At 46.0% G+C, this 20,345-nt stretch carries 28 protein-coding genes; 7 read left to right on the plus strand and 21 right to left on the minus strand.

Annotated features, from left to right (window positions below):
* Positions 1-233: 233 nt before the first annotated feature.
* The 16 genes from DW904_RS16265 to DW904_RS16335 all read right to left on the minus strand — a co-directional run bounded on the left by DW904_RS16265 (position 234) and on the right by DW904_RS16335 (position 11,018).
* Positions 234-860, minus strand: coding sequence for an L-2-amino-thiazoline-4-carboxylic acid hydrolase (locus DW904_RS16265; protein WP_117854249.1), 627 nt, complete (start codon positions 858-860; stop codon positions 234-236).
* Positions 861-1,038: 178 nt separating this feature from the next.
* On the minus strand, positions 1,039-1,467 hold the full coding sequence (locus tag DW904_RS25830) for a class I SAM-dependent methyltransferase (RefSeq protein WP_347562175.1): 429 nt from the start codon (positions 1,465-1,467) through the stop codon (positions 1,039-1,041).
* Positions 1,454-1,699 (minus strand): hypothetical protein, encoded by a 246-nt coding sequence (locus tag DW904_RS25835; RefSeq protein WP_207664926.1) that lies wholly within the window; start codon positions 1,697-1,699, stop codon positions 1,454-1,456. Before DW904_RS25835 ends, DW904_RS25830 begins: the two co-directional genes overlap by 14 nt.
* Positions 1,700-1,715: 16 nt before the next feature.
* Entirely contained in the window at positions 1,716-2,426 is a 711-nt protein-coding gene (locus DW904_RS16275; RefSeq protein ID WP_243000318.1) for a DUF6796 family protein, read from the minus strand.
* A gap of 10 nt (positions 2,427-2,436) precedes the next feature.
* Complete coding sequence (locus tag DW904_RS16280; protein ID WP_117854251.1) at positions 2,437-3,036, minus strand: L-2-amino-thiazoline-4-carboxylic acid hydrolase; 600 nt, start codon at positions 3,034-3,036, stop codon at positions 2,437-2,439.
* Positions 3,033-3,695, minus strand: coding sequence for an L-2-amino-thiazoline-4-carboxylic acid hydrolase (locus tag DW904_RS16285; protein ID WP_117854252.1), 663 nt, complete (start codon positions 3,693-3,695; stop codon positions 3,033-3,035). Before DW904_RS16285 ends, DW904_RS16280 begins: the two co-directional genes overlap by 4 nt.
* The gene (locus tag DW904_RS16290; RefSeq protein WP_117854253.1) at positions 3,692-4,426 is read right to left on the minus strand and encodes a DUF6796 family protein; all 735 of its coding nucleotides are present in this window, start codon (positions 4,424-4,426) and stop codon (positions 3,692-3,694) included. Before DW904_RS16290 ends, DW904_RS16285 begins: the two co-directional genes overlap by 4 nt.
* Positions 4,423-5,265, minus strand: a complete 843-nt coding sequence (locus DW904_RS16295; protein WP_117854254.1) for a class I SAM-dependent methyltransferase — start codon at positions 5,263-5,265, stop codon at positions 4,423-4,425. Before DW904_RS16295 ends, DW904_RS16290 begins: the two co-directional genes overlap by 4 nt.
* Before the next feature lie 13 nt (positions 5,266-5,278).
* Positions 5,279-5,770, minus strand: coding sequence for a hypothetical protein (locus tag DW904_RS16300; protein WP_118582749.1), 492 nt, complete (start codon positions 5,768-5,770; stop codon positions 5,279-5,281).
* Positions 5,770-6,471 (minus strand): L-2-amino-thiazoline-4-carboxylic acid hydrolase, encoded by a 702-nt coding sequence (locus DW904_RS16305; protein ID WP_118582752.1) that lies wholly within the window; start codon positions 6,469-6,471, stop codon positions 5,770-5,772. The genes DW904_RS16300 and DW904_RS16305 overlap by 1 nt, the downstream gene beginning before the upstream one ends.
* Before the next feature lie 51 nt (positions 6,472-6,522).
* Positions 6,523-7,206 carry a class I SAM-dependent methyltransferase gene (locus tag DW904_RS16310; RefSeq protein WP_118582755.1) on the minus strand — a complete coding sequence of 228 codons (684 nt, stop codon included), beginning with the start codon at positions 7,204-7,206 and terminating at the stop codon, positions 6,523-6,525.
* A gap of 44 nt (positions 7,207-7,250) precedes the next feature.
* Complete coding sequence (locus DW904_RS16315; protein ID WP_118582758.1) at positions 7,251-8,156, minus strand: alpha/beta hydrolase; 906 nt, start codon at positions 8,154-8,156, stop codon at positions 7,251-7,253.
* Between the two features lie 12 nt (positions 8,157-8,168).
* Positions 8,169-8,774, minus strand: coding sequence for a class I SAM-dependent methyltransferase (locus tag DW904_RS16320; RefSeq protein WP_118582761.1), 606 nt, complete (start codon positions 8,772-8,774; stop codon positions 8,169-8,171).
* A gap of 4 nt (positions 8,775-8,778) precedes the next feature.
* Positions 8,779-9,393 carry a class I SAM-dependent methyltransferase gene (locus tag DW904_RS16325; protein ID WP_118582764.1) on the minus strand — a complete coding sequence of 205 codons (615 nt, stop codon included), beginning with the start codon at positions 9,391-9,393 and terminating at the stop codon, positions 8,779-8,781.
* A gap of 110 nt (positions 9,394-9,503) precedes the next feature.
* Complete coding sequence (locus tag DW904_RS16330; protein WP_118582767.1) at positions 9,504-10,082, minus strand: TetR/AcrR family transcriptional regulator; 579 nt, start codon at positions 10,080-10,082, stop codon at positions 9,504-9,506.
* Positions 10,083-10,649: 567 nt separating this feature from the next.
* Positions 10,650-11,018, minus strand: a complete 369-nt coding sequence (locus tag DW904_RS16335) for a hypothetical protein (protein WP_118582770.1) — start codon at positions 11,016-11,018, stop codon at positions 10,650-10,652.
* A 133-nt stretch (positions 11,019-11,151) separates the two neighbouring features.
* On the opposite strand from DW904_RS16335, the gene DW904_RS16340 reads away from it, so the two are divergent.
* The gene (locus DW904_RS16340; protein WP_202187750.1) at positions 11,152-11,385 is read left to right on the plus strand and encodes a helix-turn-helix transcriptional regulator; all 234 of its coding nucleotides are present in this window, start codon (positions 11,152-11,154) and stop codon (positions 11,383-11,385) included.
* A 168-nt stretch (positions 11,386-11,553) separates the two neighbouring features.
* On the opposite strand, the gene DW904_RS16345 is transcribed toward DW904_RS16340, so the two are convergent.
* Positions 11,554-12,843, minus strand: a complete 1,290-nt coding sequence (locus tag DW904_RS16345; RefSeq protein ID WP_118582773.1) for an AAA family ATPase — start codon at positions 12,841-12,843, stop codon at positions 11,554-11,556.
* A 225-nt stretch (positions 12,844-13,068) separates the two neighbouring features.
* Here DW904_RS16345 and DW904_RS16350 point away from each other — a divergent pair, with 225 nt between their 5' ends.
* From DW904_RS16350 to DW904_RS16360, 3 genes are read left to right on the plus strand one after another with little or no spacing between them, the layout of a single operon-like run.
* Positions 13,069-13,650, plus strand: a complete 582-nt coding sequence (locus DW904_RS16350; protein WP_118582776.1) for a TetR/AcrR family transcriptional regulator — start codon at positions 13,069-13,071, stop codon at positions 13,648-13,650.
* Positions 13,637-13,846, plus strand: a complete 210-nt coding sequence (locus tag DW904_RS25840) for a DUF6783 domain-containing protein (RefSeq protein WP_118582779.1) — start codon at positions 13,637-13,639, stop codon at positions 13,844-13,846. Before DW904_RS16350 ends, DW904_RS25840 begins: the two co-directional genes overlap by 14 nt.
* Positions 13,843-14,343: a hypothetical protein gene (locus DW904_RS16360; protein ID WP_118582782.1), complete on the plus strand. Its 501-nt coding sequence runs from the start codon at positions 13,843-13,845 to the stop codon at positions 14,341-14,343. Before DW904_RS25840 ends, DW904_RS16360 begins: the two co-directional genes overlap by 4 nt.
* Here DW904_RS16360 and DW904_RS16365 read toward each other — a convergent pair.
* Together DW904_RS16365 and DW904_RS16370 are read right to left on the minus strand one after the other, a co-directional pair.
* Positions 14,336-14,536 carry a hypothetical protein gene (locus DW904_RS16365; RefSeq protein WP_118582785.1) on the minus strand — a complete coding sequence of 67 codons (201 nt, stop codon included), beginning with the start codon at positions 14,534-14,536 and terminating at the stop codon, positions 14,336-14,338. The genes DW904_RS16360 and DW904_RS16365 overlap by 8 nt on opposite strands.
* A gap of 102 nt (positions 14,537-14,638) precedes the next feature.
* Positions 14,639-14,836 carry a hypothetical protein gene (locus tag DW904_RS16370; protein ID WP_202187751.1) on the minus strand — a complete coding sequence of 66 codons (198 nt, stop codon included), beginning with the start codon at positions 14,834-14,836 and terminating at the stop codon, positions 14,639-14,641.
* Between the two features lie 369 nt (positions 14,837-15,205).
* Between DW904_RS16370 and DW904_RS16375 the strand changes: the two genes are divergently transcribed.
* Positions 15,206-16,387, plus strand: a complete 1,182-nt coding sequence (locus DW904_RS16375) for a transposase (protein WP_347562176.1) — start codon at positions 15,206-15,208, stop codon at positions 16,385-16,387.
* A 400-nt stretch (positions 16,388-16,787) separates the two neighbouring features.
* Here DW904_RS16375 and DW904_RS16380 read toward each other — a convergent pair whose 3' ends face one another.
* On the minus strand, positions 16,788-17,273 hold the full coding sequence (locus tag DW904_RS16380; RefSeq protein WP_347562177.1) for a PD-(D/E)XK nuclease family transposase: 486 nt from the start codon (positions 17,271-17,273) through the stop codon (positions 16,788-16,790).
* A 449-nt stretch (positions 17,274-17,722) separates the two neighbouring features.
* Positions 17,723-17,863: a hypothetical protein gene (locus DW904_RS23020; protein ID WP_202187752.1), complete on the minus strand. Its 141-nt coding sequence runs from the start codon at positions 17,861-17,863 to the stop codon at positions 17,723-17,725.
* Positions 17,864-18,497: 634 nt separating this feature from the next.
* Here DW904_RS23020 and DW904_RS23275 point away from each other — a divergent pair.
* Positions 18,498-18,806, plus strand: a complete 309-nt coding sequence (locus DW904_RS23275) for a hypothetical protein (protein WP_187565894.1) — start codon at positions 18,498-18,500, stop codon at positions 18,804-18,806.
* Positions 18,796-20,214 carry an IS1634 family transposase gene (locus tag DW904_RS16385; protein WP_279254401.1) on the plus strand — a complete coding sequence of 473 codons (1,419 nt, stop codon included), beginning with the start codon at positions 18,796-18,798 and terminating at the stop codon, positions 20,212-20,214. Before DW904_RS23275 ends, DW904_RS16385 begins: the two co-directional genes overlap by 11 nt.
* Positions 20,215-20,345 lie beyond the last annotated feature (131 nt).

The following is a 20,345-nucleotide window of genomic DNA, read 5'->3' on the forward strand; positions in this document are numbered from 1 at the left end:
ATGACCTCATATGAGATTTCTGTTCGTCAGACCAGAGATTTGCCCGTGAGTTAGTATATTCCTCACATCCAGCTTCCTTCAGATTCCATCTCACGATGGACACCCTTGCTTTCGGCTATATCCTTCCCACTACCGGGCGGATTCGGGACTTTAACCCGTTAGAAACGTGCGCCGCTAGGCGCACATATGAAAAGAAGCTCGTATCAGCTATTGACCGATACGAGCTTCTCCGTTTATTCTCTGTTTCCGGTAATAAAGTAGTCGCAATACTCTCCGCCATTCGCCAGCGTCTGTTTTCTGTGCAGCACGCCGTGCTGAAGCGTGATCATCACTTCATCAAGTTCGCAGAACAACGGCATGAGTTCGGAAACACTGAGTTTCTCCGTGTAAATGCAAATCGGGCAGCGGGTAATGCGGTAGTAACAGGCACCCTCATACGGCTGCCCGACAAAATCCACCTTGAAGGAGGTCGGGTATTTCGCTTCCTTTTCGGGCGTGTACCATTTGGCGTATTTGACAACGCTCTTTTTGTTCTCCGCCTTGCCCTTGTCGGTATTCAAGTCGGTCTTTGCAAAATACCACTTGATATGATAGAGTGAGCGGCGCATCATTTCCTGCACGACCGTTGGCGGAATTTTCTTTTCGCTTGCCACATAGGGCGCAACGAAGGCAAGGGCGAACAACTCGTTGTATGCCATAGGGTTATCGTCACCGATGTCGTCTGCTTTCTCGACAAGCTCACGATAGACCTTTTTGCTCTTTTTCATAATGTCGGCGGCATATTCCCTGCCGTACTTCTCTGCCAGAACCTTTTTCATCGGGCTTTTGAACATCCAGAAATAAAAGCCGTTGTATTTCATATCACTTTTCCTCCCGTGATTTATTTACAGGCTTAAGAAACGTAGCCTAGCCGCCGAAGTGATAGACCATCGTCGCGTCCATATATAGCCCGGCAGTCTTGCGGTCGGTACATTCCGCCATGCTCCGGCGGTAGCTGTCAAACTGTGCGGAGATCAGCTTTCCATGATGCCGCGCCGATTACTTTCTTCCCACCAGCAATGTTGAGCCGCAAAGCATCAGGCGTCCGGCTTCCTTCGGCGTCATAAAGCTGCCGTCGGTCGTGTCGATCAGCTCTACGCGCTCATAGCCCATATCCCTGAGCTTTTGGACAAACTCCTGCATATCGCCGTATCTGCGAGGCGACATCAGGTCATGGATGGCAAACGTTCCGCCCTTTTTCAGCACGCGCAGCGTTTCCAGCAGAAGCGCCTGCTTGTCCTTCCCCGTGATATTGTGATAGACATAGTTGCTGGTCACTGCGTCGAAGCTCTCGTCGGGGAAATCCAGCTTCACGGCGTTTCCACGCCGGAACGAAGCGTTTTTCACGCCCTCCGCAGCGGCGTTTTTTTCGCACAGCGGCAGGCTGAAGGAGGCATATTCCTTGCCCCAGCGGTCAATGCCGACCATTTTCCCCTGGGGATTGCGCTTTGCGCAGGCAATGGTCAGCGCACCGCTGGGTGTACTTTGCACAAACGACAAAGGCAATGCCGAACACCACTCCCAGCACGACGCGCAGCTTTCTTCTCACACCGATGCCGAATACGCCGAAAACGAGCAGCAGCGCAAGGGACAGCACCGTTCCCGCGATGAGCGAAACCAGCATTCCCTTGGGGATCCAGTTTTTGTAATCAGGTTTCATGTTCAAGACTCCTTTTTTATTGAGTGTGACTTCTCTCATAAACCGCAGCCGCAATGCACCAGATCATGATAGCACTGTTCGTGCTGCTCTGGCTCATCACGGACATCCATGTAGACACCGGCATCTGCATTGCCTGCGCAATATCCGGTACTGCAGCCAGCAGAAGGTTCCATGTGACCGGATGGAAAGCAAGCATCCACTTTGGATAGCGCGTTTTTCCGGCAAGCAGCATCACAAAATGGATACCAAAAACCAATAGCATCGGAACATACATGGGGAGGATCGCGGGGAGCATATCGTCCTGATAGGCCGTAACCGCCGCAAGCGCGGCCTCCGCTCTGATACGCGGCCCCAGATAGGTGGTAAACCATGCCATGGTGGCCACCCATGTATGGATGGTCAGAGCGATCGCAACGGTGAATATCCCGCACAGAAACTGGATGGTTCTGGTCTTTCTATATTTTTCGTCGATGTCCGCATTCAGTGCTTTTACCACAAAGTAATAGAGAAAGCCCCCAATCGCTCCCAGTCCAACGGTAAGCACGGGCCTCCACAGCCCATAAGAGCCAGACAGATAACAGGCTCTGTTGAAAAGGCCGGTGTCGGTTTTCTGAAGCGGAACGCACCCCAGCAGCCAGTCCCCGGCAGCCATCAATCCACATCCGATCGCGCCAAGAATGCACCAGTGGATGAACTGTTTTGTTTCTTTCGTCTTCATTTTCTTCATTCCTGCGTCCCTATTTTATGATCTTCATGCAAAAGTCGCAGCGGTCATCGCCGCGCCCCAACGTCATGCTTCTCTCCCAGATCAGCTTCGGATGCAGCCCGACGTAGCTGATGTCGTCACTGTCGCAAAAGCAGCGGCACAGCTCCGGGTAGCCGTATTCTGCGCAGGTGTCGTGATAGGGACATTTCACCATATCCACACGCCATATACCGTTGCCGACCTGCAACTCCTTTGGGTCAAAGCCCGCCGCCGGGCCGAAGACGCTCCGCGTGGATTTGACGAAAACGCTGGGAACAAGGCGGTAAAGCCCCGGTATGAGCAGCAGGGTGGCAAGCTGTTTGTGACTCGTTCTCGCCAGCCGCTCCACATAGCCATGAACGATTTGCAGCGCCTCCTCTTTCGGCATGACCCGCTGCAAGGTTTCGTAGGCCGCAATGCCCGGTAAGATCTGCCGCTTGAGGTGGTATTGCTTCTCCTTGCTTGCATCTGCATTTTCAGCCAGCAGCGCATTCAACCGTGTATCAAAAAAGGCCTTCAGCTCCTTGGCGTGCGAGGAAAAGCGCTGTGCCGCAGTCTCCCGAAAATCACGGGAGAGATAGGTTTCCTTCATCGTCCGGCCTCCGTCTCAGGCTTCACGAAGCCCTTCTTTTTATACCCGCAGTCGCAGTATGGGCCGCCGGAGGCGAGAGTGTACTGCCGCACGAAGTCGGTCACGCCGCCCGCTTCGCTCATGGTGTAGTCCAGGCGGCACAGCGCCGGAGTGAGGTCATATAGCCCCAGCTTTTTCATCAGCACACAGATGCCGCATTTGGTGAAGCGTCCCTCGTATCCGCTGCCGTCGGGGTATTCGTAAAACTCCATATTCCATGAATACGGGTTGCGGTCGGCGGCTTTCAAGGCTGCGGTCGCCTTCATGCCGGAAATGTCCTTTTCGGCAAATTTGCTCTTTCCGCTCTTGCGGCAGAACCATTTCATCGGCTTTGTCATCATGGATTTTGCGTAATACTCCGTCAGCCACTCCACATCCGGACGCTCCGGCATGGAGAGAACGAACGCGCCGATCATTGCGCAGTTGACGATGTTCATCTTGAAGCGATCCGCTTTTTCAAACTCCGGCAGGTCTGCGATGATTGCTTTGTATTTCGGCTTTGCATTTTTCGTGATCGCTTTTGCCGTATCGGTATCGTAGCCGAGCACCTCTGTCAGCTGCTTTTGGAATGAGCCTGCAAACAGCGCCCACATTCCCATGGGCATACCTATGTATTTCATTGCACTGTCTCCTTACATTCTCCGCATTTTGCCTTCTCCCGCAGCAAAACCAGCCCCAATACCAAAACCAGCAGGTGTCCGGCGGATTCCGTGCCGTGATCGATCTGATCCAGCGGCCACGGCAGAAGCGTGAAGAGATTTCCCACAATCCCCGTAAAAACGATGGGGTTGCAGAAGGATGCCAATATCCGCTGTGCTGTGTTTTTCAGCGGGAGCATCCTTTTCCAGATCATAACGAGCATCACGACGGAAAGAAGTACATCACACAGGATATATGCTGCCAGCAGCGGCGCGGCGTTGCAGTAAAAAACCTTATTGGCGATCTCTGCTGCCGCCTGCATATCGCCGTATTTCTCAAAGGTAAACTTGAAGAACAGCGCCATGTTCGTAAACATAGCATGGACATAGCCCCAGCAGACCGTGCCGGTGAGATAGGCGATCTGAAACAGCTTGACCCACTTCTGCTGCTTTGGTTGGGTGAGGTGCCGCTTCAGGAGCTTCCACATCTGGTGAAAACCGATGTAATAGAGTGCCGTTCCGAGAACACCGCAGATAATGCTGACCACCATGCGCCATGTGGCCATATCGAGATAGGCGACTTTGACCATCAGTCCGATGGATTCCGTGCTTTGGGTTTTCCCGGTCGCCGCAAACAAAAAGTCGCCGATCACATAGAGCAAGCACCCGATCATTCCCGCAATAAGCGCTCGTTTTTCTTTACTCGATTTCATTTCCTGCCTCCAAATCCGATCTTCACGATCTGCATTTTCATCATGCCGTTGCCGACCTTTGCGAGAAAACGGAAAAAGCCGCTGACGGATGGGTCGCGGAGATCGTTGTAGCCCAGCATATAGCCCCGACTCGTGACCTGCAAACGGCTGTCCCACAGGGAAAGCTCGCTTTTTGCGTTCGAAACCGCAAAATACGCGCCCACATCCTGGATCTTCGCGCTCTTGAGCCATGTCTTGGCAATCATCTTTACCGCCGTCCGGTTCGCTGCGTCAAATACCAGCACGCCGCCGGGAAAAGCGTCTGCCATTTTTTGAACCAAAGCCTTGACCTGTTCGGTCAAAAAGTAGTAAAACACGCCGGAGGCAAAGAACAACGCGCCGCCGGAGGCATCAATTTCCTTAAACCACTCGGTATTGTTCAAATCACAAGAAATGCTTTCCTCCCGCTTTCCGGCGGGCAGCAGTTCATTGCGCAGGGCGATCACATCGGGAAAGTCCAGATTATAAATCTTGCAACTGCCGTTGTCGCAGCTTCTCCCTGTGCTGTCCAGTCCGCAGCCCAGATTGACCACCGCCGCATTGGGGTGAGATTTCAGATAATCCCGCACCTCAAAAGCAAGGTCATTCTGCCGCATGGCCACCTCCAGTGAACCGAAACGCTGCATCAGGCTGCGGGATTTTTTCTCCGCCTCTGAAAAGTCGTAGTCGATCTCGTCAATCAGGCGAACCGCTGTTTCGTCCCGGTAAAGATTCGGGTATAGTTCTGAGCAGACCTTCCGCGCATACAGCGGAATGATCAACGTCTCCTGTACGGTGTTTTTCTCGATTTTATATTTCATATAGGTATCTCCTTCAGTGAATAAATACCGACATAATCGCCGCCAGTGCTGCCGAAATGACCGCCATACCAACTGTGCCGAACAGCCACTTTTTGCCCTTATCCTTGGCTGTAATGTAGGGTTTCAGGTCTTCCGTTCCCGGAACTTCCCATGCGTTCGTATGTCCTACCCAATAGCCGTCAACCCAAAATCGGTCTATGAGATTCATAACGGACAGTATGACCAGCAGCTGCCAAAAGCCCTGAACGAAGCCCTTTGCGCCGTTGAGCGCATAGACACACACCAGCACATAGGCGATGTAACCGGGAACGCAGACAGCTTTGAAAATCAAAGCATTTCGCTTAATTTTCGCGTGTGTTGTAAGTCCCAGCGTTACGCACCGCTCCTGCACCTCCGGGCTGTAAAGATGCACCATGCCCACCGCGCCCTTGCGGATACCCACGGCACAGATGATAATCAGCAGAACCCCCAGCCCCAGACCTTCCAAAACCGTTTGTAAAAGCATTACTTGTTCCTCCTGTATCCTTTTTCGTCCCGGTATTCGGGATGCTCCTTTAAATATGGATCCTTGTTGCCGCAGATGGTATAATCGCATCGGCAGCCGTCCACGCAAGTAGTCGTCCGCACCAGTCTTGCATGGAGCAGCTCCATAGACGCAAAGTCCACATTACACAGGGCGGGCATAATATCCGTAAGACCGTGCTTGATAGCAAACTCCGCTGCCGGGCACGCCGTAAATTCATAATAAATAGGCTTGTCGGTTTCATAAGGCGCAACCGCCATCTCGTAATCGTGCCATTTGTCGCAGCCGCTTTTCGCACGAACAAACGCCTTGTACATCAGCTTCCTCCAGAACGGCTTGTTGCAGTCCACAAATTTCAGCTTGCAGAAAGTCGGAAGAATCAGATTTTCCTCCATCTCTTCGATTTCACGGAACGAAGTAACTGCTTTGCAGACCACATAATAGCTCATGATGGCGATGCAGTCGTAGGTGCCTCCTACGCCGTTGTGGAAGTTCTTTTTGCCGCCCAAGTCGGTGCGCCAGTCGGAGAGAAAGACCACGTACTGCCGCTGTACCTGTTCCCATATCGCCTCCCGCTCTGCTTCCGGGTAGTGCAGGGCGATCTTCGCCCGTATCTCTTTCTTGCAAGGCTTTGAATACAGCACATGGCTTTTGCGGTCGAATAGAAGCTCGTTGTCCTTCATCTGATTGCCTCCCTCCTTGTTCTTTCTTGCGTGCATGAGACCATCTCAGATTTAACCCGCTTTTCGGCAGACAAACCATGCCATGCTTTTCAGGTTTCCCATGTCCACATCCGTATACATTCCATCCAGCCGTGCTTTCAGACTGGAAACCGTCTCATAGGGCGGTGTGAAAAACCCTGCCTTTTCATAAGCATGCCGGACAAACCAATCCGTCCGCTTGTGCTCGCTCTTCACATAGAAGCAGCCACAGAATGTCCCGCCGGGTCTCAAAACCCGGAAAACCTCCCGATAGGCGGCTTCCTTGTCCGGAAAAGCATGAAAGCCGTTCAGCGACAAAACGATGTCGAAAGTATCGTCTTCATAGGGAAGCGCCCCCACATCTCCCTGCCGGAAGGTTACATTTTTCAGGTGCAGGCAGTCAGCCTTTTCCCGTGCCTGCCTCATCATATCGGGCGAATAATCGAGACAGGTAATGTCCGCCTCCGGCATAGTCCGATAAACCGGCATGGTCAGAATCCCTGTTCCCACCGGCACTTCCAACAGCTTGCCGGAGAAATGCTCCGGAATACCGGACATTGCCTTTTCCAGATAGGCATCGTTTTCCGCCTTGTTCATTGCCCACACCAAGCGGCATACCGCTTTCCCGCTCAGGGTAGAGCAGGTGATCATGCCATCATAAAAATTATTGCCGCCCGTCATTCGGTATGCACTGCGAATGGCTTCTTTTCGTTCCATGGTTCTTCCTCCGTGTTTCAATCATCACACGACCGTTTCCGATTTCATTTTTTCAAAATGTCCACGATTTTCGCAAAGTCCTCTTTTGCCTCCTTGAAGATCGGCAGCATACAGTAGCAATGCACCATCTTCGGGCGGGCGGACACCGTATAGGGGACATTTGCCCGTTTGCAGGCTTCCTCAAAGTCCGGCAAAGCACCGTAGAGCACCTCGTCGGCAGAATAGAAGAAGTGAATATCGCCTACGCCGGTAAAATCTCCCCGGGAGCCGGAGAGCATATAGTCCGGCACATTCTCGCAGCCATGCCGCATGATTTTTTCCACTGTCACCATAAAGGCATAGTCGATGGAAACGTCCCGTTTATTGAGCGCCTGCATCCGCGCCTTTTCCGCATCGTTCCACGGCACTTCACCGGGGGATACAACGACGATGTGTCTCGGCTGCGGCAGCGGCTCGGGCTGCGCGTTGTTGTGTGCCGCGATCCCCAAAGCCAGCGCACCGCCAGAGGAAAGACCACAGGTGCTGACATTTCCGCCGCCGTACAGTGTAATTATTTTCCGGTAACATTCGTACACCATCGCGTATGTTTCAGTAATGCAGTGCTCCATGCAGAGCGGGTAAAACGGAAACCACACATCACAGCCTGTTTCGCGGCAGAGCTTACGCATCACAGGCAGGTCGCCTTTGTCCGGGCCGATCACCATGCCGCCTCCGAAGAAATAGAGAATCGCGCGCTCGGACGGCTTCGGATGCTCTCGCACGATCAGGCAGGGGAAGCCGTTTACCGCGATCGTTTCATAATATGCCTTGCGGTCGGTGGGCGTAAAAACGCCACGATGCCGGTTCTGCTTTTCAATTTCCTTTCGCAGTGCATACTCCGGCAAGGCGAACGCCTTTTTCGCGCCGGAGAGCTCGTATACGCTGCGTAAGATAGATGCAAAGATACTCATGATTTAGCCCTCTCATTTCCGCGCTGTAATGCAGAGCCAGCTTTTCTTTTTGTATATCTGCACATCGTGAAAGCCCGCCTGCTCCAGATACGCCTTTAACTCAACGTCCTTATAGATGGTCATGCCGCCGATGATCTCCGTCCACTTCTTGTCCTTGTCCGTGTCGCCATTGCTCTCGTTGCAGATGAGTAATGTCCCGCCGGGCTTCAGCACCCGGTAAACCTCCCGGAAGCACCGGGGCAGATCGGGCCAGAAATAGACGGTTTCAAAGGCTGTGACCGCATCGAACCAGTCCTTTGCGAAAATGATACGCTCCACGCTGCCCTGCCACACCACGCAGCGCCCCTCCTGAATTGCGGCTCGGTTGAGGCTTCGAGCCTTCTCCACACTGACGGGAGAATAGTCAATGCCCTTGACAATACCCTGTGGGCATTTTTTCAGCAGCCTTTTCATGTTCGCCCCGCCGCCGCAGCCGCAGTCCAGCACCTTGGCGTCCGGCGCAACATTCAGAAATTGAAGTCCCCACTGGGCCACAGGACTGTGACCCAGGTTCATCATGGCAACCATGATTTTCCCGCCAAGCCCCACAGGCTTTCTGGTGTTCTCAAAAAATGACATCTTATCACACCTCCGATTTCACACATTCCGCATAGGTCAGCGGGAAGGACGCCTTTAGAACAGCGCTTTTCCGCACCGCCCAGCCGTTTTGCCGTAGGAAACGCAGGTATTCCTCGCTCGTCCACTTGCTGTGGAGAGGGAAGCCTGCCATCCTCATAAAAAATGCCCTGACCATGCCGGAAAAAGAGTTTCCGGCATGGGTGAAGGTCGGCGCAATCAACACGCCGTCATCCTTCAGAACCCGCTTGATTTCTTGCAGGGCTTTCTCCGGCTGCGGCACGATGTGCAGTGCGTTTGACACGATCACCACATCAAAAGATTCATCCGCATAGGGCAGGCGGAACATATCCTGCACGGAAAAGTGCAGCTTCGCCGAGTGATTGTCCCGCTTGGCTTCCGCAATCATTTCCGCAGAAGCGTCCGTCGCCTCGATGTGTGCCGCTGCGTTTACGATATGTTTTGCGATTAGCCCCGTGCCGGTCGCCAGATCCAACACCGTTTTTGCTTTCACCACCGGCCGGATGTGCGCATACATCTCCTCATACGCTGCCCGATCCTTTCGCATAAAGCGGTCGTACCGACCGGCATTTTTGTCCCAGAAGTTCTTGTGTTCCTGCATCGCTATCATTCCTTTCGATGTTAGATTCGCCTAACCGATACGCACAGTCGCATAGTTAGAGAGTGCTAACCACCGTATTTCGGAAAAGCCGCATCTCTGCGGCCTTCCGCTTATTTAAATAACTCCCTGCAAGCGCCGTACACCAGCGTTTCCAGCACCTGCGGGTACAGTTCTCCAATCTGCTCCTTGTGGGAAACAGTCAAGATCAGTCCCCGTACCGTGGCGGCAGCCAAAGAGATGCCGCGATTCGGCGCAAGGTCATATTTCTCCAAAAGTAGACGAATGTGCGTCTCGTCATCGTGGTAATGGACATTTTTGATGTCCTCCGGCAGTCTCTGCAAAAGCAGCTTCGCATCGTTTTCAATGAAAACCATGTCGCCGGTATCGGACAGCCGCCGGCAGACGGCAAGAACCGCCTTTGCCGCACGCTCCGACGGCGGCAAGCCGTTTGCTTCGCTCAGTGCATGGTCAGCCACTCCGTAAAGATCGGAGTGAACGTTCTCCAAAACCGCGAAGAAAAGCATTTCCTTGGATTCGTAGAATTTATAGAACGAGCCCTTTGAAATGCCGACCGCCTTCGTCAGCTGCTCTACGGAGGTTTTCTTCATCCCCAGCGTGACAGCACAATGTCTCGTTTCCTTCAGCAACGCCTTGCGGAGCTGCTCAGTTTCGTAATCGGTAAAAGCCAAGGTCGCACCCTCCCTGAAATATGACCATTTCGGTCCTTCTGGTCATATTATACCGCGCTTCTTTCTGGTTTGCAAGAGGTGCGGAGAAAAAAAGCTAATCAAAAGGGGTGCAGTGTTGTAGAAAGAGACGCTGGAATTCTGGTAACCGGTAATCGCTGTTGCCGCGGTAAAAGAAACTATATCGTAAAAGGGCATCAGAGCGAAGCATTCAAATGCTGCGTTCTGATACTCATTTTGTTTCATATTGCACGGATGGATTGATTACAAGAAAAAAGCAGGAATTAACACAACATGGACGACATATGATATCTGCAATAATCTTCCTGTGGAACGATCTGCACAACGTTCGACGACATGGCCCATGTATAGAGACGGCGACTCGTATGAGCCACCGCCTTTATACATGATTACCGCTCAGGGTCATTCCTTTTTCGTTTACTGAGAGAATTTCGATACTGCTCTTGATTTCTGTGCATAATCATATTGAAATATTTTAGTGCCTCTGTGATTGCCTTTTCCTTCTCCATTCCTCTGCCTTTTGGCTTTTCAATGTAGTTTCCTTATAAATTAATTGAAGATGTATGGAAATGATTCTTTCACTACACATTGTATTTTTTCATATACATCTTCCGAAATTATAGCTGAATTTTCTGAAGTGCCAGTGTCCGATTGAAGTGTTTCTATTGCCTTTTCAAGGCAGTCGCTGTAGGGAAGTGCAAATTCAGGGTATTTCAGGAAAACTTCCAAGGCAGTAGGCTCCAACTCATCCCCTATTTTCAGTCGTTCCAACTGAATGCCGTTAAAAATGTCCTGCGTCATGGGACATAATCCATAAACGGCTTTCCATTGGGTATCTGTAAGATATTTCAGCTCTGCAGATACCTGGTTAAATTTCTGTTGTTGTTCCGATGTTAAATTTTTTAATACTTCTTCCATAATCAAATCCCTCCCAATACTTCTATACGTGTAAGTAATTACAGTAGATATTCTACAACTTATAATTCGATTATAGATTAGATATCCTATTATTACAATCTCATAATAATATTGTAGTTGAGGGTAATGGTATATGGAAGATCTGAATTATGGCTGCATCCGGATCAAGCTGGATGAAATGATTGAAAAACAGGGAATCAGTAAGAATAAATTGGCACACAGAGCAGAGATGCAAAGGACACAGCTGAACCAGTTTTGTAAAGGAACTGTGACAAGATTGGATACAGCTGTTTTGGCGCGGCTGTGTTATGCGCTGGATTGCAAGATTGAAGATCTGCTGGAGTATGTTCCACCGGAAAATAAGTGATACTGTATTTTGTTGCAAATGGTGATAGAGCATATTCTGTTTCGTATATTAGAAGCTGAAACAGTGATTTATTGGTATAAAAACTGGACTCTAAAGAAAATATGAGAGCTATCGGGAATATCGCGATAGCTCTCATATTGGATTCATAGATTTTAAACAATTACACTCTTAACCTTTTACACTTCCAGCCGTCAAGCCCTCAATGAAAAAACTTTGGCAAGAAACAAAAACGATAAGTATTGGAATTAAACTTAATACGGAAAGTGCAAAAACATATCCCCATTGGGTGAACTGATGCTGGCCCAAAAATCCAGAAATTGCAATCGGTAATGTTCTTTTCAAATCATCATTATTCGGAATATAGACCTTTCCATTTTCATAGCTTAAGAATCCATAAACCACCATTGCAGAAAAAATTTCTTCTTTTGTCTTCAAACTTCGGGCGGTCGCTGCATATTCCCTAATTTTCATGGGAATTGCCTCTCCTGCTGCCATTAAGGCAAGATCATCTCGCACTTCTCCAACGTTGTTTGCTATATAATAGTAAATTTCATCGTAGGGGCCAGAACTTGTCCAATAATTTCCCAGGTTATTATTAGACAGCGCCATTACCACAGATCTGGGATTATACAAACGTTCCCCAGACTGCGTATGATATCCGTTATACCACATTCTGATTCCATCCCGGCTTATGTTCAGATTGCCTTCATTATTCTTCTGATAGCGCTGGTATAATTCATCCACCTCATGTTCTGTGAAGCCAAAAAATTCAGAGAAACGCTCTTCCGATACCATTGTATATTCTGCAAACATATTCAGTTCGGAACCACTGGAATACTTCGCTATGGGTAAAATCCCGGTCATATACGCAAATTTCACATATGGTCTGTCTTTCAATAAGGAGCGGAGAAATGTGAGATACATTTTTTTATCCGCCTCTGTGGCAAAATCCTGATGGAACAGATAGTCCCATTCGTCCAGAATAAAAATAAATCGCGCTCCCTCATGTTCTGCATAAATGTCTGATAAAACATCTACTGCGTATTCGGCCTCGTCCAAATCAATCTCAGGGTATGCACGCTTTAAATCTCTGATCAGCTTCTTCTCAATACGTTTTATATATTGTACATAGGACGTACAATCTCCTGCAATATCATTAAAAGAAATGGAAATAACTGCGTACTTATTTCTGTATTTTTCGTATCCGCTTATTTTTGAAATATTTCGTCCTTCAAAAAGTTCCTGAGAATCACAGGATCTGGAAAAAAAGGCCGCAATCATATTCGCCATAACCGTTTTTCCAAAACGTCTTGGACGGGTAACACATACATAATTGCTGCCTTCCTCTACCAAGGGGAACAGTTCTTTTAATAATAATGTTTTATCTACGAAATATGGCTTCTCTGTCTCACTTTTGTACAAAGCATACCCTGTTTTGCTATCCAAATAAACGCCCAAACCTATTCCCTCCTGTTTTTTCTTTCAGTATACACAAAACAAAGGAAAATCACAACTGGGATTCCTCCATGAAAACCACCATTTTGTTGTTATTGAAATTTTTTCTTAATAGTGTGGTCTCCATCCACTTGAAGTTCCATATAGGGAGTGCTATAATTTCTTTCAGTGAATATTTTATATTTTTGTTCATTGAATAAAAAATATAACAATGACTGGAGGGACTATATGCCAGCTAATTTTACGGAAGAACAGCGTGAGCAAATACGGGAAAAGCTGCTTGGGATCGGGTATGACATGATTCGGGAGATTGGGCTGAAAAGGATGAAGGTGTCTATGATCGCGGAGCGGGCAGATATCGCCACCGGGACTTTTTATCATTTCTTTGACTCAAAAGAAAGCTTTGTGAAAGCACTGACCCAGGAGCAGGACCGGGAAATGGAGCAGAAACTAGCAGGTATGCTGCTGCCGTCTGGAAAGATTTCCTTAGATCAGGCCATCCACCTTTTTCGGGATTCTTTTCGGAAGGAGAACAATATCCTGATGGAGCTTACCTTGGATGACTGGGTATGGCTGAAGACGCATACGACAAAGGACGGGCTTTTTTCTGCAGTCCATGATGAACAGGAGGCCATGCGCTATCTGTCTTATGTAGACGGGATTCGGCCGGATCTGGATATCCGGATCATCATCAATTTCTTTAAGACCATCTACAGTATGGCGCAAAACCGGGACACCTTTATTGAAGACGTATTTGAAACTAATATTGACATGATATTCGACTGCATCTATCGATATGCGGCAGCCTAGAGCATGCACCTCAGAGGCTTTCTGCAAGATGCCCGTCATACTTTGTGGGAGATTTTACTCAAATGATGTTGCCGTAGCGAGCTACGGCAACCGAATTCGTGCGAAATATACCTTAAAGTGGGGCGTACAAATTATGGGAAGTCATTTTGGCGCAAGCTCTGAAGAATATTCTAAAAAGGAAGGAGAATCCACATGATAACAAAAATAATCCTCGAAGCAATTGTTTACACCCTGCTGTATTCTGCATTTATGCTGCTCCTGTTCAAGTTTCAGGGCGCCAAAAGGCAGCTTTACAACTATCCCCCTGCCATCAGGGAATGTGCCATCAAAAGAGGCATTACCACCCAGGAAGAACTGGATTCCAACGCCAAGAAGAATAAACTCCCTGGTCTGCTGGTCATGCTTCTTCTCTCCATTGTCATCACCTGCGCATTCAACAAACAGTTTACCTTTTTTGCAGGCTTCTGGCAGTCCTACATCTTCTTCAACGTTTTTTCCCTGTTTGATGCACTGGTGATCGACACCATCTGGTTCTGCCATTCCAAATGGTGGATCATCCCTGGTACAGAGGACATGACAGAAGCTTACCACGACTACGCATTCCACTGGAAATGGTTTTTCCTTGGGCTGGTGACAGCGCTTCCGCTGAGCGCCATTACCGGAGAAATTGTGGCACTGATCGGGCTTATTTAATCATACAAACACAAACTTTTAGCTCATTACCACCAATAACAAAAAGATGAGAAAATACAGCTTCCAACCATCTGTACTTTCTCATTTTTTCTTTTTCAACTCCCTGTTTCATTCCTTGCACAATTCCCTGGTCTACAAGAGCTCTACTTAGATTACACATGTCTCTCACCTCACTCTCGAATTCTTCTGTCATGGCAATAAAATCTTCATTTTGAAAGATTGGTTGAAAGATTGGTAAGTTCTTTGGAAAATGGGCAAGCCCGAAACAGACCTGCCCATAATAATATTTCCCTATTTATTTCATTGCACACAAATTCTCATCAATCCATTTCTGGACATCTTTTTCGCTGAGATTTACGGCTTTTGCGATTTGGTTAACTGGGATTCCCATTTCAGCCAGTGAAAGGATGGTTTCTTTTTTGGCTTTTAGCTCGCCACGTTTCTCTCCGCTTTCCATTCCCTCACTATAGATTTTCTCCATTTCATGGCACATAAGTTCAACCCCTAGTATAATAATGGTGTAGTCAATCAAGACTACTTGATTAATAAGTTTCTATAAATCAGATAACAGAAGAAGGGATTCTTCCTTCATCAGATGTTATCCAAATAATTATCATGTCTGACGGTTCCTGATAGACACCCGATAAAACATAAGGTATTATCTCTTAGGATAGGACAAAGAATGTTCAACTCCTTGGGAAGTCACTTCTGTGACTGATACCTACAAGAAAGTCAATTAGTCCATTCGACAGGGTTTTATGTTTTAGCTGGTTGGGAGCCTGAAGACCATACCCGAATAACACGCTAGGTTGTGTATCTGTCAGATTGGAAATGGATTCCTATCAGAAAGGAGCTATCGCTCATGTCAAACAAAGTTATTTTTAATCTTGATGAATTATTCATCTCTGTTGGTATTGATGTCGGTGCTGACTTCTCATGGATGTCTATCGCACTTCCAAACCAACAATTCGTAGGAAAACCTTACAAAATCCTGCATAACAGTATTGATTCCCTTACAACCGCTGTTTCTAAAATAAAAGAAGCAGAAGAGTTGTATTCTTTGGAAAGTCGCATTTTCCTCGAATCCACGGGAATTTATCATTACCCACTCTTCTGCTATCTTCGTGATAAGAGTTTTAACTGCTCCGTTATTAATCCTATCATCACTAAGAATAGCACAAACATCAACATCCGAAAAGTGCATAATGATCGTTTTGATTCAAAAAAAGCTGCTTTGGTTGGCTTGAAACCGGATTTAAAGGTTTCACTTATGCCATCAGATCTTGCTCTAAACTGCCGTAACCTATGCCGTGAATACTACGGTTTAATGGATAATCGCAGTGCCTATGTGAATAAGCTTCAGGGTGAATTACGCATGGCGTTTCCACAGTATCTTGGCATCTTTTCCAAGATTACTATCAACACTTCTCTTACATTGTTGGAAACTTATACCTCTCCATCAGCTTTTCTTGAAGCAGACAAGCAAGAGATTATTGATATCATCAAATCAACAGCTCGCTTTGGGCTTACATATGCTCAGAATAAGTATAATGCCATCATTCAGGCGGCAACTGATGCAAATCAGTTTGGCTACATCATAGAAAGCAACATCAAGCGTATTCGCCTTTATATCAGCTTCATACGTAAATATGATGAAGAAATCAACAACATTCTTGAATCGCTCCATGAGCTTGTTGATGCTAATGAAGATGCCGACTTTGTCAAGCAGATTCATTTGATTGAAACATTTAAAGGTGCTGGTTTCTTGTCTGCTGTATCCATCATGGGTGAGATTGGTGACTTTTCAGCATTTTCAAAACCAAAACAGCTTTTCGCTTATTTTGGTCTTGATCATGCTGTGAAACAATCCGGCAAATTTGAAGGCACCAAGGTTCAAATGTCTAAGCGTGGTTCTTCTATTGCCAGGCGTGTGATTCACACATTAGCCTTGCAAGTATCAGTATCTCCCGTAATGGAAAAGCTAAAAATCCAGTTCTTCGTGAATACTATCTCCAGAAATGTGATTCAAAACCAAAGCTCGTAGCAATGGGAGCCGTTTCACATAAAGTATGCAACATGATATTTGCAATACTAAGAGACAACAAACCTTTTGAAATCATCACTCCACAAGAGCACATCAAACAATACAATGCTGCTAAATGCGACATAGCCGCATAAAATACTGTAAATCCAACGAATCAATATCTTGCAAAAGAACGATATATTCACCAAGGGGGCAGCCTACCCTTTTTAGAAAAATTTTTTCATTTTCTATTGACATTTATTAGCTGGACTTTCTGTGTCTCCTTCAATTCATATACTCGCTTTGCTAGAATCGGACTGTGCATCTCATCTGCCTTTTTACAGTGTAGATCATGCATCAGTCTTCCCAGTTCTGTATCATCCTGCTTCCTGGAATTTACATATATGATATGTGCTTCATCTTAAAAAGCCTCTTCCAGTTCTTTGATCTGCCGGTCAATGTGGTAAATGGGAAGTCCATATCCAAGAATATCGTCCCTGGTATTAAAAATTACATAGCTTTCCGGCAGTTCCTCAAAATCCTGTCCGGGATTTAAGGTATTCATATCCATCAGTCCACTATGGTACCGGGCCCTTTTAGGGGAAGCCCCTTCATTATCCTGCTGGATTTCCACATCAAATTGTTTGCCTGTGGAATCCCTGGCAACGCAGTCCATTACTGCGGAGCGTCCCTGCAAATTTTTATAATCTATTTGGATTATCTGATCAATCACGTGTAAATCTTGTTTCTCCATAATGACCTGCAAAACATATTCCAGACATTCTCTTTTTTTGAACACGTTTCGCATAAATATATCACTCATGAGTGTAAAATTCTTAATAATGCCTTTGTATTTTTCGTAGCATGACTCTAAATCACTGTTCAATAGGGTGTTTTCATCAGCCATTTACAGCAATCACTTCCTGGCATTTTCGATTGATGAATGTGAAAGAACTTTTATCTGATTCTATCTTAACATTAATGGAATTCCTTTACAAGATACTTTTTATGATGAGTGAACAGGTGCAATAGAAAATACCAGCAATAGCCGTCTGGAAAGCGAACTGTAACCATAAGAAGTATTATTAGATAACTGATAGATTGCATAAAAACTTGTTTTTTACAAAAATATCAATTTTTGTCACATAAAAGAGGCATGATACGAAGTCTGAAACGGAAAAGTGATTGCAAAAGGTGGTCAAAAATGGCCTTTTGTCAAAGGCTTATTTTGTGTTATTAAATCCCTTTAAGCTTAAATAACACAAAATAATACAAAATGATACAGATAAAAAGGTAGGAAATAACATCAAATAGAACTAAGTGATTTTAAAAGGTAGTAGGTAAAAAAATCGTGTCCTAGACATCCGGAAAACAAAACGCCACACGGACATCTATCCCGTCTAAATTTTTCATTACAGAGTTGACTTCCCCGCCGATATAACGGGCTGCTTTGTCAACACTGAGCAATACTTCGTCACTAAGTGCTAATTTTCCCATTCTTTTCCTTTCACAATTTATCACTATTTACCAAATACAGAACTTTTTCTGTTTAGATTTGGATAGTGCCTTTTTTTCTGAATAAGTGGGAAAAATAATGCTCATTTTTGAACCTATTTTTACCCCGAAAACGGCATTTGGTCACTGCGGTACCGGCTGTGGTATATGCCGTTAATTATCCTATTATAATACAGGTCATTTCAGAAATTCAAGAGAAATCGTGTGCTTTTGTGGAAACCCAAACAATTACATATTATACAATATGTTGTAAATATCATATTTTAATTTCACAATATATAGGATTTCAAAGTTTTCGTTTTACAATATGTGTTGTATGGTGTTGACTGTTATGTTTAATTCTTCATGCTTACCAGGGCAGATAAGTGCCTGCATCATTATCATAATAATACCATCCATTTCCTTTTCCAACTGGTTCACCAGCTCCTTCCGCCTGTTGGTAAGGGATATAAGACCCGGTCTCCACAGTTTTGCAGTAACATATGTTCGCTTATTGCTTGAAAGCCTTTTGTTTCCTTGCTTTCAGGCTTTTTTATTTTTAAAATTAGTCATGTTTTACTAGCGTTTTATATCGTTTTGCGTTATAATAAATATTATACGAAACGGAATGCTTGCCATGTACCTCAAAAAAACACCTAACCTGAATGGTCGAATTCGTCTTTCCATTGTTGACACCTATTACGATAAAGCTAAGAAATGCTCCCGTCAGAAAACAATAGAATCTATTGGCTGGCTGGATGAATTGGAAAAAAAGTATAATGACCCTATTGCCCACTTTCAAAAAAGAGTAGAGCAGCTAAAAGCTGAAAAAGCAGCCAGACAGGCTCCCATCCACTTTACTTTTTATGATTCTGACCGGCTTTGCATAGGTGACGATCTGAGAAAAAAACTTCGGCTATGCCGCCCTGAGCCAGATCTATCATGAGCTTGACCTCCATACTTTCCTAACGAACCGGCAGCGCCACTCAAAAGAACAGTATGATGCCAATACCATCATGAAGATGCTGGTCTATTCCAGACTTCTTTTCCCTGCTTCAAAGAAATCTTCCTATGATGACCGGGAACATTTCTTTGAGAAAACAGACTACTCTTTAGACGATGTTTACCGCTGTCTGTCTTTCCTTGACAAACATAAGGAAAACTTGCAGATCTGGCTAAATGACCATATCAAAGAGAATTATGGCAGGGATACCAGCCTCATCTATTATGATGTTACAAACTACTATTTTGAGACAGATGAGCAAACCGATTTTCTCCGTAAAGGAGTTTCAAAAGAACATCGTCCAAATCCAATTGTGCAGATGGGACTTTTCATGGATAATCAGGGAATTCCTATTACTTATGAGCTTTTTCCCGGAAATACCAATGACTGTCTGACCTACAGACCTAACTTTGGACGCATCAAAAAACAGTTTGATCTTGGCAGAGTCATTTCCGTTGCTGACAAAGGAATGACAACAGGTGATAACATCTGGTACACGATCAACACGCCCACTCATGACGGATATGTTTTCAGTATGTCCATCCGGGGCGCAGAAAAAAGCATCAAGGACTATGTTCTGGAACAGGAAGGTTATGAATGGCTTGGTACAGAATACAAGCGGAAATCCCGCAAGTCTCCAAGAACGATCCAGGTATCCTCTGTTTCCGGCAAAAAGATAAAAAAGCAGGTAAATGAGAAACAGGTTGTCTTCTGGAGTGAAAAATATGCCAAACGAGCAAAAGCAGAGCGTGAAGCTGCACTGGCAAAAGCCAGAGACCTGGCAAAAAATCCAGGGAATTATACAAGAGCCATATCTTATGGTGCTGCAAAATACGTCAAAAAAGTTGACTATGATAAAGAAACCGGAAAAATCCTTACCGCCTCTTCTGTTCTGGACATTGATGAAGAAAAAATCCGAGGGGAGGAAGCACTGGATGGTTACTATATGCTCTTAACCAGCGAAATGGAGACATCTGACGACGAGATTATCGATATGTACCGAGGTTTATGGAAAATTGAAGAATCTTTTAAAGTAACCAAAAGTGAACTGGAAGCCAGACCCGTGTATGTCTGGCCAAAAGAACATATCGAAGCACATTTCCTTACCTGTTTTGTAGCTTTGACAATCGCAAGAATACTGGAAAATAAACTGGAGAGAAAATACAGCATCGGAACCATTTTGGAATCTCTGTCAAAAGCCGAATGTAGTTTAATCCAGCAAAACTACTATCTATTTGATTATTACGATGAAGTTCTAAAAGATATCGGAAGAGTTACAGATATTGATTTTGGGAAACGTATCCGTACTCTGGGAGAAATAAAAAAAGTTTTAGCAAAGACCAAAAAGTAGAAAAAACGCCATGAAAATCTGACAAAGCCGAAAAACCGCCAAGCCCTGTATTTACTGGGTTTGACGGGTGTTTTATATCCATTTAGCTGCAAAAGTCAGGATATATGCCTGGTTGTCAAGGGGAAATATCT

Source organism: Ruminococcus sp. AM42-11 (genome assembly GCF_003480145.1).
Classification (GTDB): domain Bacteria; phylum Bacillota; class Clostridia; order Lachnospirales; family Lachnospiraceae; genus Blautia_A; species Blautia_A faecis.

What these genes read in the sequence shown, in the direction of transcription:
- DW904_RS16265 (WP_117854249.1), bottom strand. Translation starts at nt 860, where the DNA reads ATGAAATACAACGGCTTTTATTTCTGGATGTTCAAAAGCCCGATGAAA.
- DW904_RS25830 (WP_347562175.1), bottom strand. Translation starts at nt 1,467, where the DNA reads ATGGTCGGCATTGACCGCTGGGGCAAGGAATATGCCTCCTTCAGCCTG.
- DW904_RS25835 (WP_207664926.1), bottom strand. Translation starts at nt 1,699, where the DNA reads ATGAAACCTGATTACAAAAACTGGATCCCCAAGGGAATGCTGGTTTCG.
- DW904_RS16275 (WP_243000318.1), bottom strand. Translation starts at nt 2,426, where the DNA reads ATGAAGAAAATGAAGACGAAAGAAACAAAACAGTTCATCCACTGGTGC.
- DW904_RS16280 (WP_117854251.1), bottom strand. Translation starts at nt 3,036, where the DNA reads ATGAAGGAAACCTATCTCTCCCGTGATTTTCGGGAGACTGCGGCACAG.
- DW904_RS16285 (WP_117854252.1), bottom strand. Translation starts at nt 3,695, where the DNA reads ATGAAATACATAGGTATGCCCATGGGAATGTGGGCGCTGTTTGCAGGC.
- DW904_RS16290 (WP_117854253.1), bottom strand. Translation starts at nt 4,426, where the DNA reads ATGAAATCGAGTAAAGAAAAACGAGCGCTTATTGCGGGAATGATCGGG.
- DW904_RS16295 (WP_117854254.1), bottom strand. Translation starts at nt 5,265, where the DNA reads ATGAAATATAAAATCGAGAAAAACACCGTACAGGAGACGTTGATCATT.
- DW904_RS16300 (WP_118582749.1), bottom strand. Translation starts at nt 5,770, where the DNA reads ATGCTTTTACAAACGGTTTTGGAAGGTCTGGGGCTGGGGGTTCTGCTG.
- DW904_RS16305 (WP_118582752.1), bottom strand. Translation starts at nt 6,471, where the DNA reads ATGAAGGACAACGAGCTTCTATTCGACCGCAAAAGCCATGTGCTGTAT.
- DW904_RS16310 (WP_118582755.1), bottom strand. Translation starts at nt 7,206, where the DNA reads ATGGAACGAAAAGAAGCCATTCGCAGTGCATACCGAATGACGGGCGGC.
- DW904_RS16315 (WP_118582758.1), bottom strand. Translation starts at nt 8,156, where the DNA reads ATGAGTATCTTTGCATCTATCTTACGCAGCGTATACGAGCTCTCCGGC.
- DW904_RS16320 (WP_118582761.1), bottom strand. Translation starts at nt 8,774, where the DNA reads ATGTCATTTTTTGAGAACACCAGAAAGCCTGTGGGGCTTGGCGGGAAA.
- DW904_RS16325 (WP_118582764.1), bottom strand. Translation starts at nt 9,393, where the DNA reads ATGCAGGAACACAAGAACTTCTGGGACAAAAATGCCGGTCGGTACGAC.
- DW904_RS16335 (WP_118582770.1), bottom strand. Translation starts at nt 11,018, where the DNA reads ATGGAAGAAGTATTAAAAAATTTAACATCGGAACAACAACAGAAATTT.
- DW904_RS16340 (WP_202187750.1), top strand. Translation starts at nt 11,152, where the DNA reads ATGGAAGATCTGAATTATGGCTGCATCCGGATCAAGCTGGATGAAATG.
- DW904_RS16350 (WP_118582776.1), top strand. Translation starts at nt 13,069, where the DNA reads ATGCCAGCTAATTTTACGGAAGAACAGCGTGAGCAAATACGGGAAAAG.
- DW904_RS25840 (WP_118582779.1), top strand. Translation starts at nt 13,637, where the DNA reads ATGCGGCAGCCTAGAGCATGCACCTCAGAGGCTTTCTGCAAGATGCCC.
- DW904_RS16360 (WP_118582782.1), top strand. Translation starts at nt 13,843, where the DNA reads ATGATAACAAAAATAATCCTCGAAGCAATTGTTTACACCCTGCTGTAT.
- DW904_RS16365 (WP_118582785.1), bottom strand. Translation starts at nt 14,536, where the DNA reads ATGACAGAAGAATTCGAGAGTGAGGTGAGAGACATGTGTAATCTAAGT.
- DW904_RS16370 (WP_202187751.1), bottom strand. Translation starts at nt 14,836, where the DNA reads ATGTGCCATGAAATGGAGAAAATCTATAGTGAGGGAATGGAAAGCGGA.
- DW904_RS16375 (WP_347562176.1), top strand. Translation starts at nt 15,206, where the DNA reads ATGTCAAACAAAGTTATTTTTAATCTTGATGAATTATTCATCTCTGTT.
- DW904_RS16380 (WP_347562177.1), bottom strand. Translation starts at nt 17,273, where the DNA reads ATGGCTGATGAAAACACCCTATTGAACAGTGATTTAGAGTCATGCTAC.
- DW904_RS23020 (WP_202187752.1), bottom strand. Translation starts at nt 17,863, where the DNA reads ATGGGAAAATTAGCACTTAGTGACGAAGTATTGCTCAGTGTTGACAAA.
- DW904_RS23275 (WP_187565894.1), top strand. Translation starts at nt 18,498, where the DNA reads ATGTACCTCAAAAAAACACCTAACCTGAATGGTCGAATTCGTCTTTCC.